The 13,867-nt window shown below is 63.0% G+C and carries 12 protein-coding genes and 2 pseudogenes; 12 read left to right on the top strand and 2 right to left on the bottom strand.

Features of this window, described 5'->3' with window-relative positions:
• The 4 genes and pseudogenes from QMK32_RS21585 to QMK32_RS21570 form a co-directional block, all read left to right on the top strand.
• A partial coding sequence (locus tag QMK32_RS21585) for a DDE-type integrase/transposase/recombinase (RefSeq protein WP_283477389.1) occupies positions 1–274 on the top strand: 274 nt, incomplete at its 5' end.
• Positions 275–341: 67 nt separating this feature from the next.
• Positions 342–605: pseudogene (locus QMK32_RS21580) on the top strand (transposase); the annotation flags it as partial.
• Between the two features lie 50 nt (positions 606–655).
• Positions 656–1,819 (top strand): IS30 family transposase, encoded by a 1,164-nt coding sequence (locus QMK32_RS21575; protein WP_283477388.1) that lies wholly within the window; start codon positions 656–658, stop codon positions 1,817–1,819.
• Between the two features lie 6 nt (positions 1,820–1,825).
• Positions 1,826–2,776, top strand: a pseudogene (locus QMK32_RS21570) (IS3 family transposase); the annotation flags it as partial.
• A 268-nt stretch (positions 2,777–3,044) separates the two neighbouring features.
• Here QMK32_RS21570 and QMK32_RS21565 read toward each other — a convergent pair.
• Positions 3,045–3,986 carry a PDR/VanB family oxidoreductase gene (locus tag QMK32_RS21565; protein ID WP_283477386.1) on the bottom strand — a complete coding sequence of 314 codons (942 nt, stop codon included), beginning with the start codon at positions 3,984–3,986 and terminating at the stop codon, positions 3,045–3,047.
• A 149-nt stretch (positions 3,987–4,135) separates the two neighbouring features.
• Here QMK32_RS21565 and QMK32_RS21560 point away from each other — a divergent pair, with 149 nt between their 5' ends.
• Genes QMK32_RS21560 through QMK32_RS21550 form a run of 3 tightly spaced genes read left to right on the top strand, consistent with a single transcriptional unit; the run spans position 4,136 to position 6,850 of the window.
• Positions 4,136–5,341: an acyl-CoA dehydrogenase family protein gene (locus tag QMK32_RS21560; protein ID WP_283477384.1), complete on the top strand. Its 1,206-nt coding sequence runs from the start codon at positions 4,136–4,138 to the stop codon at positions 5,339–5,341.
• Between the two features lie 27 nt (positions 5,342–5,368).
• The gene (locus QMK32_RS21555; protein WP_283477382.1) at positions 5,369–5,905 is read left to right on the top strand and encodes a PaaI family thioesterase; all 537 of its coding nucleotides are present in this window, start codon (positions 5,369–5,371) and stop codon (positions 5,903–5,905) included.
• Between the two features lie 3 nt (positions 5,906–5,908).
• Entirely contained in the window at positions 5,909–6,850 is a 942-nt protein-coding gene (locus tag QMK32_RS21550) for an alpha/beta hydrolase family protein (protein ID WP_283477381.1), read from the top strand.
• A 4-nt stretch (positions 6,851–6,854) separates the two neighbouring features.
• On the opposite strand, the gene QMK32_RS21545 is transcribed toward QMK32_RS21550, so the two are convergent.
• Positions 6,855–8,261, bottom strand: coding sequence for an MFS transporter (locus QMK32_RS21545; protein WP_283477378.1), 1,407 nt, complete (start codon positions 8,259–8,261; stop codon positions 6,855–6,857).
• Positions 8,262–8,537: 276 nt separating this feature from the next.
• On the opposite strand from QMK32_RS21545, the gene QMK32_RS21540 reads away from it, so the two are divergent.
• The 5 genes from QMK32_RS21540 (at position 8,538) to QMK32_RS21520 (ending at position 13,791) form a co-directional block, all read left to right on the top strand.
• The gene (locus QMK32_RS21540) at positions 8,538–9,677 is read left to right on the top strand and encodes an ABC transporter ATP-binding protein (protein WP_283477377.1); all 1,140 of its coding nucleotides are present in this window, start codon (positions 8,538–8,540) and stop codon (positions 9,675–9,677) included.
• Positions 9,678–9,712: 35 nt separating this feature from the next.
• On the top strand, positions 9,713–11,089 hold the full coding sequence (locus QMK32_RS21535; RefSeq protein ID WP_283477375.1) for an ABC transporter substrate-binding protein: 1,377 nt from the start codon (positions 9,713–9,715) through the stop codon (positions 11,087–11,089).
• Positions 11,090–11,132: 43 nt separating this feature from the next.
• The gene (locus QMK32_RS21530; RefSeq protein WP_283477372.1) at positions 11,133–11,984 is read left to right on the top strand and encodes a metallophosphoesterase; all 852 of its coding nucleotides are present in this window, start codon (positions 11,133–11,135) and stop codon (positions 11,982–11,984) included.
• An 84-nt stretch (positions 11,985–12,068) separates the two neighbouring features.
• Positions 12,069–12,944, top strand: coding sequence for a carbohydrate ABC transporter permease (locus QMK32_RS21525; protein WP_283477370.1), 876 nt, complete (start codon positions 12,069–12,071; stop codon positions 12,942–12,944).
• Complete coding sequence (locus QMK32_RS21520; RefSeq protein WP_283477369.1) at positions 12,934–13,791, top strand: carbohydrate ABC transporter permease; 858 nt, start codon at positions 12,934–12,936, stop codon at positions 13,789–13,791. Before QMK32_RS21525 ends, QMK32_RS21520 begins: the two co-directional genes overlap by 11 nt.
• The last annotated feature ends 76 nt before the right edge of the window (positions 13,792–13,867 follow it).

Raw genomic sequence — 13,867 nt, 5'->3', positions numbered from 1 at the left:
CGTCACCGACAAGCTTGGCAGCTACCAGGTCGCGCACCGCGAACTGCTGGCCTCGGTCGAGCATCGCCGATCCAAGTACTTGAACAACCGGGCCGAGAACTCGCATCAACCCACCCGACAGCGAGAATATGCGATGAAACGGTTCACCTCGGTCGGGCACGCACAACGATTCCTGTCCGCGTTCTCTGGTATCTCACCGCATTTCCGGCCCTGCCGCCACCGACTGACCGCACCCGAATGGCGTGCTGAGATGGCCGACCGTTTCACGGTCTGATCGGCCCAGGGATTTCGGACAGTGGACCCGCTTAGAATAGGGATCTACTGAAATGAGTCAGACGAGCATGAGCAGATCACGGCGATCGTTCTCGGCCGAGTTCAAGGATGAACTGTGCCGTGAGGTGATCGAGTTGTCCAAGCCGATCAGTGAAGTCGCCAAGGTGTACGGGGTCGGTGACGACAGCCTGCGTCGGTGGCTGGCGAAGTATCGCGACACCCACGGCGGCAGTGTGGACAGTGAACTCACTCTGACCGAACGAGCACGCCTGAACCAACTCAAACGAGAAGTTCGTGAACTTCGTTCCGAGGCAGCGTTTTTGAAAAAAGCAGCCTTAGAATCAAAGGGTCAGCGCAACAGTGCAGTCGAAGGAGGGTGTGGGTGTCGAAGATCGGCCGGCCGGGAATGTCGGATAAGGAGAAGGTGGAGTTGTGGAGGCGGTGGCGATCCGGCGAATCGATCAGCGTCATATCCCGCGGACTACGCAAGCCGCCGGGATCTGTCTTCACGGTACTGAAGTATCACGGCGGTATCGCGCCGGCGGAGTCCACAGTGCGGACTGGTTCATTGACTCTTGTTGAGCGTGAGGCTATCTCACGGGCAATCGTCACAGGTGACACAGTTCGATCGATCGCCTCTGCACTCGACCGTGCACCCTCGACGGTGAGCCGTGAAATCAACAGAAATGGCGGGCGTGGCAGCTATCGTGCCGCCGCTGCGCAGGACCGTGCTGGGGCGCAGGCGAAGCGACCCAAACTGTGCTTGCTGAAACGGAATCCGGTACTGCGCGACAAGGTCGTGTCGATGCCCGACGACGAGTGGTCACCAGAGCAGATCGTCGGGCATCTGAGACTGCGCCATGCGAATGAAACTGAGCTGGCGATCAGTCACGAGACGATCTATCGCTCGATCTACACCACACGCTGGGGCGTCATTCCGCAGAAGCTGTGCAAGAAACTTCGAACCCGTCGACCGATCCGAAAGAACAAGCGGCACAGCGTCAAAGGTCAGTGGCGCTCCCAAATCGTCGATGCACGACCCATCGAGGACCGGCCCGCCGATGCGCAAGACCGCAGCGTCAGCGGCCACTTGGAAGGCGACTTGGTCATTGGTTCGAGAAACAGTCAGGTAGCGACCCTGGTCGATCGCAAGTACCGCTATCTGACCATTGTGCAGACACCAACCCGGCACACGACATCAGTTGTTCCTGCGCTGGTCAGGGAGTATGCACGAATGAATCCGGTGATGTGCCGGAGTTTGACCTGGGACCGAGGGATGGAACTTGCCGGCCACAAGCTGCTTACCGCAGCGACAGGCATCGAGATGTTCTTCGCTGCACCGCGCAGTCCCTGGCAGCGAGGAACGAACGAGAACACCAATAAGCTCTTGCGCCAATATCTTCCGAAGGGAACATACTTAGGAGATTTGACTCAGCAAGACCTCGATTCTATTGCAGCCAAACTGAACAACCGTCCACGAAAGTGCCTTGGATTCAGGTCACCCGCAGAGTGCCTTGCCGGGGAGCTTGTTGCGTTGACAGGTTGAATTTAAGGCCTCGTACTTCGCGCGGGAGCCACGGTAGTGGCGAAGTACGAGTTCATCGATTCCTATGTCCCCGGCGACTCCGCGAACGTACCTGTCGTCGATCGTTGCCGCTGGCCCCCGGTGTCGACCTCGGGCTTCTATCACTGGCGCAGCCGGCCGCAGTCGGCAACATCGAAGCGCAGAGATGCTCTGGCAGAGCAGGTTCGAGTGTTTTTCGACGCGGCGCACGGTACCTACGGGTATCGGCGCATCCATGCCGACCTACGCGCCGTCGGCGTCGAATGTTCCCCGGAGTTGGTCCGATCGATCATGCGCGAACACGAACTCGTTCCGTGTCAGCCTCGTCCGTTTCGTAGGACCACCGAATCCGGTGACGACGACGCGGTGCCGGACCTGATCAAGCGGGATTTCACTGCCGATCGGCCAGGGGTCAAGTTTGTCGGCGACATTCCCCCAAGCACTTCGTGCAGGGCGGTACCCCCACTTACATTCATACGTGGCAGGGGTTCGTGTACTTGGCGACGGTGATCGACTGCTTCTCCCGGAAAGTCGTGGGGCTGGTCGATCGCCGATCACATGCGCACCGAGCTCGTCGCGGCCGCACTCAACAATGCTGCTGCGACCTGTCTGATCGAGCCGGGAGCGATTTTTCACTCCGATCGGGGCAGCGTCTACACCTCTCATATCTACCGGGCTCTGGTGACCGGTTTGATGATGAGGTCCTCGATGGGGCGAACCGGTCAATGCTGGGACAACAGTATGGCCGAAAGTTTCTTCGCGGCCCTCAAGAACGAATGCGTCTACCGCACCGTCTACGCCACGAAATCCCAAGCGCGACATGATGTCATCCGCTACATCGAAGGTTTCTACAATCCACGACGGAGGCATTCAGCCCTCGACTACCGCGCTCCGAACGATGTCCATTACAGTTACCGGCAGCACGTCAACGCGGCCTGAATTTAACCATCTCCAGTGTCCGAAATCCCCGCGGCAGATCAGTCTGGCAGGAGATCACCGCGACCGACGCGGTCGTCTGAAAGTGAACGGCCCGGCGTTGCCCCGTAGCGGCCTGTCCCAAACAGGCTTCGCTGCTAGGTTTCAATTAACGTGACAGTGCCCTCTCGGTGGGTGATTTTGTACTGACGGACGCGCGATTGCAGAAGACGAGCAGCGGCAAGTTGATGCGAGCCGCCGCCAAGGCCCGCTATCTCAGGGGTGAATTCACCTAGAGATCCAATACGAGAACGGGCAACGCAGCGGCACGTGAAACGCACACCATCATCGTTTCGCCTCGCTCACGCTCGTCGTCGGTAAGGACCGAATCGCGGTGAATCGGGATGCCGCTCGACACCTTCGTCTCGCAGCTCGAGCACGTTCCTTCTCGGCACGAGGTGACCACCGAGACGCCCGCTCGTTCGAGGGCGTCGACGAGCGTCTGGTCGGGGGCAACTCGGATTGCCCTGCCTGTGCTGAGGATTCGCACGTCGAACGCAGAGTCCGGCCCGTCGACGGCAATCGGGCGCGGTGCGAATCGCTCCACGTGCAGGGCACCGATTTCGTGTTGCTCTGCCGCCGCGAGCAACGGCTCCGGTCCGCAGCAATAGACGCCGGTTCGGGTACCGGCGGTCCGTGCGATGTCGGCGAGCGGCAACAGCCCTGCTTCGTCCTGCGGGAGGATCGCAACTTTGTCTCCATACGCGGCAAGTTCGTCGACGAATGCCATGGAGGCGCGGGTGCGCCCCCCGTAGTAGAGCTGCCACTCCGCACCGGCGCACTCGGCGGCGGCGATCATCGGGAGTATCGGGGTAATTCCGATCCCACCCGCTACGAACACGAATTTCGACGCGTCGACGAGAGGAAAATTGTTGCGCGGCAGCGAAACCTCGAGGGTGCATCCGATGTGTGCACGGTCGTGCAGGTAAGCCGACCCACCGCGACCGTGCGACTCGCGCAGCACCCCGATACGCCACCGGGACCTCTCCGTTGCCGAGCCGCACAGGGAGTACTGCCGGACGTCATCGCCGCCCACACCGATGTCCACGTGCGCGCCTGCGTCCCACGCGGGCAGGTCACCGTCGTCGGGTAACGCGAGTTCGAGTGCGATCACGTCCGCGGCCACATCCGAACGTCCGACGACGACCACTGTGAACATACCGGCTTCCAACACTCTTCACTCCTTCGATCGGGGTCGTCTCGCACACCCCAGGCTCGGCGAACACCGCGGCCACCGCACGCCGTGGGCCCCATCGATGTCGTGCGATCGGCGTCGCCTATCGCGAGCACGCGAGAACGACCCGCCGCACGAGACTTGACGCCATGACAACCGTCGAACGAGACATCGACCGCATCGAGAGATCCGATACCCCCGAGACAGTCGACCTACTGGTAGCCAAGACCTCGGCCTTCCTGCGGGAACACGTCCAGCCCGTCGAGCGAGAGGTCATCGTCGAGGGCCTCGTAGTCGACGACGAGATGCGTCTTCGATTGCAACGTAAGGCCAAGGACGCCGGAGTCTTCGGTCCCCTGTCGGACACCGAGTACGGCGGCCTACAGCTGTCAACGCGCGCCCAGGCCCGCGTGCTCGAGGCTTCGGGCGCGAGCCTACTGGGGCCGTTGTCGGTCAATGCTTCGGCGCCCGACGACGGCAATATCCACTTGCTCAAGCACGCTGGCACCCCAGAACAGCATGCGCGCTACCTGGCTCCCCTGGCGTCCGGCGACGTGCGCTCGTCCATTGCGATGACCGAACCGGCTCCCGGGACCGGCTCCGACCCGTCGATGCTGCGGACCACGGCACGCCGCTCCGACTCGGGCTGGGTGATCGACGGTGCCAAGCACTTCACGACGGGAGCCGCGGGCGCGGCCTTCACCATCGTCATGGCCGTCACGCCGAACGGTCCGACCATGTTCCTGGTCGACCAGGACAACCCGGGCCTACAGGTCGGACGACGCATGCCTACGCTCGACCACAGCATTCCCGGCGGGCACTGCGAGATGCAGTTCACCGACTGCGAGGTCCCCGCCGATGCCGTGCTCGGCGAAGAAGGAAAAGGCATGCTGTATGCCGGAGTCCGGCTCGCACCGTCCCGGTTGGTTTTCTGCATGAACTGGCTCGGCCTGGCCGTGCGGGCTCACGAAATGGCCGCCCGGCATATCGTCGGCCGCTCGTCGTTCGGCGTCCCGATTGCCGACCACGGTATGGCGCAAGCCCATGTCGCCGACAGCGAAATCGATATCGAAGCCTCGCGCGGTCTGATCAGACGAGCTGCGGAGATCATCGATACCGAGGGTGCCGATTCCTCCAACGCCCGCCACAGTGCCTCTATCGCAAAGACTTTCGTATCCGAAGCAGTGTGGCGAATCCTCGATCGCTCGGTCCAGCTGCACGGCGGGCTCGGTGTGTGCGAAGACCACCTCGTCGCCCGATTCCTCGTCGAAGCCCGCGCATTTCGCATTTACGAGGGCCCGTCGGAAGTTCTTCGGTGGTCCATAGCCCGCCGCGTACTACGCCCCTTCCGCTGACTTTCACACCACAGAACGGAGCACTTCATGTCCCTGTCCACCACCGGCCGCCGAGTCGGACAGTTCGCTGCCGCGTTCGGCGCCATCAACTACGAGGCACCTGATTACGAGCGCCTTCGATCGGTATCGAACTCCGTTGTGCCGTTCGGTAAGCACGTCGGAACCACCGTCATCGAGATCGGACCCGATCGCGCCGTCGTCGAGATTCCGCAAGAACCACACGTGGTGAATCACATGAACACCGTCCACGCGGGAGCGTTGTTCACCGCCGCCGACATCGCCGGGGCCGCAGCGTTCGTCGGTGCCGCCGCCATGAAGCTGTACATCGTGGAAAGCCTCGTAGTGCGCTCGGCGAGCTCGACGTATCGGAAGCCCGCCTCGGGACGAATCCGTGCGATTGCAACCGTCGACGAGCGGGAGATGCGAGCCATCCTCGCCGCTGAAACGGATGCACGCTTCGAACTCACCGGCAAAGCGGTGATGGTCAACGACGACGACGCCCCCGTCGCGAAATTCACCTTCGACTACGTGTGCAATGTCGTCGTCTCCGATGGGCAGGTATAGCAGATGTCCACCACCTCAGGAACATCGAGCGACCATCAGGCCGCCGAGAAAAAAACGTCTGCCCGGCGGCCCTCCGAATACTCATTGCTCGAATCTCTGCCCGTGGAGGTCGCAGGCGGGATCACGTTCACGGTTCGATTGGTGCCGGCGGCAGACCCGTCGGCTCCATTAGTTCTCATACTCCCGGCCATGGTCATGAAGGCTAAGCACTACCTGCATCTCGCGAAGGGGTTGAACGCACAGGGGATGTCGGTCGCCCTGGTAGATCTGCGCGGACAGGGCGAGAGCACACCCGCGCTGCTCGATCAGCCGAATTTCGGCTACCGCGAGATGCTCGAAATCGACCTTCCGGCCGTGACGGCGGCCGTGCGAGAACGATTCCCGGACAGTGAACTGCACCTTTTCGGACATAGTCTCGGCGGTCAGCTGTCGTTGCTCTACGCGGCGGCCGAACCGGGAGTGGTAGACAGTGTCACAGTGATCGGCACCGGAACGGTCTACTGGCGCGCGTTCGGCATCCGGCGGTGGTTCGAGGCGCTGCGCGACATCCAGTGGATCGGCGTGGTCGCACGAGTCAAGGGGCACTGGCCGGGGGGCGTCCTGATTCCGGGGACCATGGCCGGGCGCGTCATGGTCGATTGGTCGCGGCACTCCCTGACCAGTCACTACCGACCCGCCGGAACGTCCCGCAACTACGACCGCTTGCTCGCTGAAATGACGACCCGAGTCCTGGCCATCTCGCTCGCCGACGACCGTCTCGGTCCCAAGTCGAACGTAGATTTCCTGGAATCGAAGATGAGGGCGGCAGAAGTAGCCCGGTGGCACATCGACGATGACTCCCCGGTCACCCACCGAGATCACTTCGAGTGGATCAAGGATTCACCGGTTATCGCCCGAGTCGCATCCGAGTGGGTTCGGACGGGTGTCGCGACTCCTGCTTCCTGAACGCTCATTCGCGTGGTCCTGACGGCCGTAGCACGACGGCCGTCAGGACCGCACCCGCCAAGGCTCCCACCGCAGCGATCACGAATGTCGTCGACATCGACGTCACCTCGTCACCCACGCGCGGCGACGCAATGGCCGCGGCGGCCACCCCGAACACGGCCCCGAACTGCCGGAACGTATTCATTGCACCTGATGCGGCACCCACGGACTCCGCCGGAACCGCGTTCATCATCGCGGCAATCGCCACGACACCTCCGGAGAGCGGTATGCCGATCCCGAGTAAGGCGAGAGCCACTCCGTACACCGCGAACGGTGCGCCCGCCGGAATCGACAACAGACCCAGCATCCCGACGCAGATCGAGCCGAGCCCGAGCAACATCGTCGGCCGGGTACCGAGCCGACCGGCGACGTACGATGCGGTCAACGACCCGACGCCCATTGCGCCGAACAGTGGGAGAAACTCGAGACCCGTCGCGATCGGACTGAGGCCCCGCTCCCCCTGCAGGTACAGCGTCAGGATGAACAGCACCCCGTAGAGGCCGAACAATCCGAGGAAGTTGACTGCACACGCGGCGAAGACCTCCGGAACGCGAAGCAGTCCGGGCGGCAACATCGGTTGCTCGGTGCGGCGCTCCCACACCACGAACGCCGCCACCGACAGCGCCGCGCCTGCCAGGGTCACCAGCACGAACGGATGCGTCCAGCCGCGATGCGGTCCCTCGACGAGCGCGAGGGTGACGCCGACACCCGCCGCAATGAAGAGGGTCTGGCCGAGGACGTCGATACCACCGCCGCGCGGCCTCCCCTTGTGCTGCAGAGACAGACGCATCGCGCCCCGCGCGAACACCGTGATCGGAACGTTGATCCAGAACAGGGACTGCCATCCCACCGATGACACCAGTACCCCGCCGACCAGCGGCCCGAGCGCGAGGGCTACTCCCGCGGTGCCACCCCACAGACCGATGGCCTTCGCGCGGGCCGTCGGGTCTGGGAAGTGTGTGGTCAACGCCGCGACGGACAAGGGAACGATGACTGCGGCGCACACACCCTGCAAGGCGCGGCCCGCGATCAGCACGCCCATGCTCGGCGCGAGAGCGCAGACGACCGATGCGAGTCCGAACGCGCCGGTGCCACCGAGCAACATGCGCCGATTCCCGAATCGGTCGCCGAGCAGCCCGCCCGACAGCAGCAGACACGCGATGGCCAGGGTGTACGCATCCAGAATCCACTGCGCTGCAGTGTCTCCGCCACCGAGACGGTCTGCGATGGTCGGTATCGCCACCGGAGCGATACTGGTATCGAGGTAGACGACGAACGTCACCGCGCAGATGCCCCACAGGAGTGTTCGACGACGGAGTTCGGGCCGGTCGGTGGGAATATCGGTCCTGGAGATGTCACTATCCGAAGTCACCCGAATATCGTATGCTCGGAATACGAATTGCTTTGCGGCCACCATACTTTCGGTGGACGGCGATAGTCTCTTCCTATCCTGGCTGGTCGATGCCGGGTTCACCGAGCCTCGGCGGTCGCGCGACGCCGATCGCACGCACCCGAAAATCCTATCGGCCCAGGTCCACGCGTCCACATTGCTCCCGACGCAGGCTGAAGGCAACCGGTGTTCACCTCGAGTACACAACGGCGTGTTGGCATGTTCCCACGGATCACGGGCACGGCAAGGAGACACACAGTGAGTCGAATTCAACTCCAATCGGTATCGAAGAAATTCGGTACTACCCACGCGATTCACGACGTCAGCCTCGACATCGCGGACGGCGAATTCATGGTTCTCCTCGGGCCGAGCGGGTGCGGCAAGTCCACCCTCCTGCGAATGGTGGCCGGGTTGACCCAGCCGACGTCGGGTCGGATTCTGCTCGACGACAACGACATCACATCAGCGCCGCCGCGCCAGCGAGATCTTGCGATGGTCTTCCAGAGTTACGCGCTGTACCCCCATCTGACCGTCGCCAAGAACATCGGATTTCCCTTGCGCACCCGAAAAATGGCGCGACAATCCGTCGCCGACAGTGTCGCAAGAGTGGCGGCGCTTCTCGACCTGACTCCACTGCTGGCACGGCGGCCAGGTGAACTATCGGGTGGCCAGCGGCAACGAGTTGCCTTGGCACGAGCCATGGTTCGTGATCCGGGTGCATTCCTGATGGACGAACCCCTGTCCAACCTGGACGCAAAACTGCGAAGCGCGACGCGCACCGAGCTCATCGAACTCCACCACCGTATCGGGAGCACGTTTCTGTACGTCACCCATGACCAGGTCGAAGCCATGACGATGGCCTCTCGAATCGCATTGATGAACGACGGGCGCCTGGAGCAGGTAGGCACCCCAACCGAGCTCTACGACACCCCCCGGTCCACCTTCGTCGCCGGCTTCCTCGGTGCGCCGCCCATGAACCTCCTGCAGGCCGACGTGGTGAGCCGAGGCGGCGAGCTGTACGTGGAGGCACCTGATTTCTGGGTGCCACTCGGCATCTCGTCCGCCGGCGTCGCCGATCGCAGTGTGACCGTCGGCATTCGCCCGGAGCGCATCGTCCTGAACCTCGACGGTGCGGGAACCCCGGCGACGGTCGTCACCGTGGAGAACCTCGGCAGCGAAGAACTGGTCCACGTGCTCGTAGGGCCTAATGCTCTGTGCGCGAGAGTTTCCCGGCCGGCCGGCGTACGACCCGGTGATACGGTCCACCTCGGCCTGGATACGTCAGACATCCACCTCTTCGACCGCGACACCGGGCGCCGGTTGGTCTGGCAGCCCGAGGACGCGGCCGACCTCGACACCACCGCTCGGGAGACGAGCATCCCCGTTCTCACCTCTTAGATCCCACCCCTGACCCAAACTGACCAGGAGCAACAGTGAACAGGACCCTTCTCGGCGTGGGCGCACTCGTGACGAGCGCGCTCGTACTGACCGCGTGCGGCGGTCTCGGCAGCACCACGACGACGGATGCGACATCTGCCTCCGCGCCGGTGCCCGAACTGACCGACGACCAACAGGTCTCGATCGTCTTCGAAAGCTACAACTACGGCCTCGCCGGCGCGTGGACCGACACGTTCAACACCCTGATCGGCGAATTCGAGAAGCAGCATCCGAATATCACCGTCACCGCACAGAAACCGCAGGGAAACAGCCCGAACCCCGCAACGGACACTGTTTCGAGTATTCAGAACCAAACCGTCGCGGGCACGCCCCCGGATGTTGCGCAGCTCGGGTTCAGCGACCTGGACTTCACCATCAACCAGCTGGGAGCCCGCTCGCTCGACAACCTCTTCGGCAAGGACGAGGTGCAGAAGAACTTCGACGGAACGAAACACGCCTACGCACCTAAGGCACGCACTCTCGCCGACTGGGAGGGCACCACGTACGGCGTCCCCTTCGTGTTCTCCACACCCGTCTTCTATTACAACGCAACGCTGTTCGAGCAGGCCGGCCTCGATCCCGCCGATCCACCCTCGACGTGGAACGAAGTTGCCGACGCGGCCAAGACCATCGCCGAGCGCACCGGCAAGGGCGGGGTCTACCTCGATTGCCTCACCAAGTCCGCGAAGGACTGGTGCTTCCAAAGTCTGGTCCGGTCGAACGGCGGACGGGTCATCTCCGAGGACCGGACGTCACTCGAATTCGCCGACGATGCGGCCGTCGAGGCCACGACGATGGCGCAAAAACTGGTCGCCGACGGTGCGACGCCGGTGTTGAGTCAGCAGCAGGGCTACGAGGCCTTCGCCCGTGGCGATATGGGAATGATCCTCGAGACCAGCGCAATACAGGGAACATTCACCAAGGGCGCCAAAGACAAGTGGGATCTGCGCGCGACCACGATGCCATCCTTCGACGACAAGCCCGTCGTTCCGACCAACTCGGGCGCGTCGTTGTTCACCTTCGCGTCCGATCCCGCGAAGCAGCGCGCGTCATGGGAGCTTATGAAGTTCCTGACCAGCGAGCAGTCCTACACCACTATTTCCCAGGGCATCGGCTACCTGCCGTTGCGCACCGGGCTCGTCGACGATCCCGACGGGCTCCAGGAGTGGGCGGCGAAGAGCCCGCTGATCGGACCGAACATCCAGCAGCTCGAGTCGATGGAGCCGTGGGTGTCCATGCCCGGCAACAACTATCTGCAGGTTCGTGACGGGATGATGGATGCCGTCGAATCGATCGTCTACCAGGGTGCGGAACCGGGCCCGACGCTGCAGGCCGCCTCCGATCAGGGCACCACACTTCTCCCCGCTCAGTAATTCGACGACCCCGCCGAGGCCGCCGCCTATGAAAGGACACGAGATGACTGGCCCAGATTTCACCGTCGTCCAGTTGACGGACACACACATTCGCAGAGAGGGCGAAAAGGTGCACGGTGTCGTCGACACACTCGACAACCTGCACACGGTCCTCGATCGACTGGTGAACTCCGGGCACCGCATCGACGCCCTGATTCTCTCCGGTGATCTCACCGACGACGGTGAACCGGAGGCCTACCGCCGGTTGCGCGACGCGGTCGTTCCCGCCGCCGACGCACTGGGTGCAGTGGTGATCTATGCGATGGGCAATCACGACGACCGGGAAGCGTTCGTCGACGAGTTGATTGCCCCACCGCGGGCCGACGGCCCAGTCGACGCGGTCGTCGACGTCGCGGGCGTCCGGATCGTCGTGCTGGACAGCACGACGGCCGGAAGGCACGACGGCCGACTCGAGCCGAGCCAGTTGTCCTGGCTGACCGGCGTTCTCGCCGAGCCCGCCCCCGGCGGCACGATCCTGGTGCTGCACCACCCACCGATCCCGTCACCGGTGACGTCGGTCAATTCACTTCGGCTGCAGCACTCGGAGCATCTCGAGGCCGTTCTCGTCGGGTCCGACGTAGGCATGATCCTATGTGGGCACGCGCATCACACGGGTTCGGGTGCGATCGCGGGAATTCCGGTGTGGGTGGGTCCCGCCATGTCGTACCGCGTCGATCCGGTACCGCCCGTAGGCCGACACCGCGGTGTCGTCGGGTTCGGTTTCACCCGCGTCGACATGTTCGGGTCTTCCTTCGTTGCCACTGCGGTGGAGGCCACCCCGGCTGCGACCGTGTACGACGAGTCGATGCAGGACGTCCTCGACAAGCTCGCAGCGCTGTCGCTCCAGGCGGGATGAGACGTGTTCGTCAGCGTTCTCGACCGCCCGGCACCGCCCGAGGTGGCGACCTCGGAACCCGCGCGAACCGTCCGGGTTCCATTCATGGCACGTTTCTTGCGTGTCGCACAGCCGTATCTTTATCTGACACCGGCAATCGCCCTGCTCGTCGTGTGGACCTATCGTCCACTCGTCCAGGCCGCCCAGCTGTCGACGTATTCGTGGAACCTGTTGCCCACAACGCCGATGCAGGCAGTGGGTACAGATAACTACCGTCGCTTGCTCGAGTTGCCGGCGGTCGGTGACTCCATCTGGCGCACGGTGGTCCTGATCCTCGCCCTGCTCCCCTTCTCGATCGTTCTGCCCGTCGTGATCGCGTTCGCGACGCGCGGCGTGCACGGGCGAGCGCGCGTGGTGTACCAGAGCATCATCTTCGCGCCGTTCCTCATCGCACCGGTCGCGGGTGCGGCGGTGTGGCAGTGGCTGCTCGATCCGAGCGCCGGGATCGTCAACCGGATTCTCGGCGCGGACCGCAACTGGATCCAGGACACTGCCACCGCTCACCCCGTGATCATCATCATCACAGGGTGGCACTTCCTCGGGTTCGCGGTGCTCGTGGTGTCCGCTGGCATGGCGGGTGTGAACAGCGACTACTCCGAGGCCGCCCAGATGGACGGCGCGTCGCGGTGGCAGATCGATCGCTGGATCACTCTGCCGTTGCTCTCCCCTACACTGGTGTTCCTCATGCTCATGACCGTCCTGCTCAGTGCGCAGTGGACGTTCCCGCTGATCGACACCCTGACCCAGGGCGGGCCATCGCAATCGACGACCAACATCTATTACCTGTTGTGGGACTACGGGTTCCACAGCTTCGACGCCGGACTCAGCGCCGCCGCAGGCATTGTGCTGTTCGTGGGATTCGGCGCGATCGCGGGTGTCCTCGTCTGGCTCTCCGAACGGATTACGTTTCATGACAACTGACATGCGGGACACCGGCACGCCCGACACCGTCGAGAGCAACGGCGATCTTCTGCGCCGGATTCGCGGGCACGCAGTGCTGATCGTCATCGCCGTGCTGTGTGCGTTCCCGATCTACTGGCTGTTCGCGACATCGTTGCGCCGGCCCGGCGACGTCGGGTCCCTCTCACCGTTTCCGTGGCCGCTCTCGATCGAGAACTACACGGACGCCGCATCGAAAGTCGACATCGTCGGACTTCTGCTGAACACGTTCGGTGTCGCGTTCGTCTCCGCCGCGGCGCAACTGCTCATCGCCCTGCTCGCGTCGTACGCGTTCGCGATGTACACATTCCGTTTCCAGAAGATCCTGTACCTGGCATTCATCGGGACGTGGTTGGTACCGTTCCAAGTCACCATGCTGCCCAATTACGTTCTGCTGTACCAAATGGGTCTGATAAACACTCTTGCCGGCGTCGTCGTGCCAACGCTGTGTTCGGCACTCGGTGTGTTGATGTTGCGGCAACACATGACCAGTTTTCCGAAGGAACTGGTGGCGGCTGCGCGGATGGACGGCCGGTCGTCCTGGTCGATCCTGTGGACGGTCGTGGTACCCAATCTGCGCCCGGCTCTCGCGGCGCTGTCCATCCTTCTGTTCATCAACTCCTGGAACGAATACTTCTGGCCTGCAGTGGTTCTGCAGCGTAGCAACTCTGTCCTTCAGCTCGGGTTACGCAGTTTCATGGGAACCGAGGGCAACGATTGGGGCCCGATGATGGCGGTCGCAGGAATGGCGTGCCTGCCTGTCTTTCTTCTCTACATCGTGCTGCAGCGCCACATCGTCAATGCGTTTGTTCGCTCCGGCCTCAAGTAAGCACCAATCGAGGTTCACCCCGAGTCGACAAGGTCGACTCGGGGTGAACTTGATTCGGAAAGTGCGTGCTTGCGCG

Origin of the sequence: Rhodococcus sp. H29-C3, from assembly GCF_030063405.1 — a bacterium.
Lineage (GTDB): Bacteria > Actinomycetota > Actinomycetes > Mycobacteriales > Mycobacteriaceae > Rhodococcoides.
This window is presented reverse-complemented; position numbering and strand designations above follow the sequence as displayed.

Coding starts and splice junctions, on each gene's coding strand:
- QMK32_RS21520 (WP_283477369.1), top strand. CDS start 12,934: ATGACAACTGACATGCGGGACACCGGCACGCCCGACACCGTCGAGAGC.
- QMK32_RS21560 (WP_283477384.1), top strand. CDS start 4,136: ATGACAACCGTCGAACGAGACATCGACCGCATCGAGAGATCCGATACC.
- QMK32_RS21550 (WP_283477381.1), top strand. CDS start 5,909: ATGTCCACCACCTCAGGAACATCGAGCGACCATCAGGCCGCCGAGAAA.
- QMK32_RS21555 (WP_283477382.1), top strand. CDS start 5,369: ATGTCCCTGTCCACCACCGGCCGCCGAGTCGGACAGTTCGCTGCCGCG.
- QMK32_RS21530 (WP_283477372.1), top strand. CDS start 11,133: ATGACTGGCCCAGATTTCACCGTCGTCCAGTTGACGGACACACACATT.
- QMK32_RS21525 (WP_283477370.1), top strand. CDS start 12,069: ATGGCACGTTTCTTGCGTGTCGCACAGCCGTATCTTTATCTGACACCG.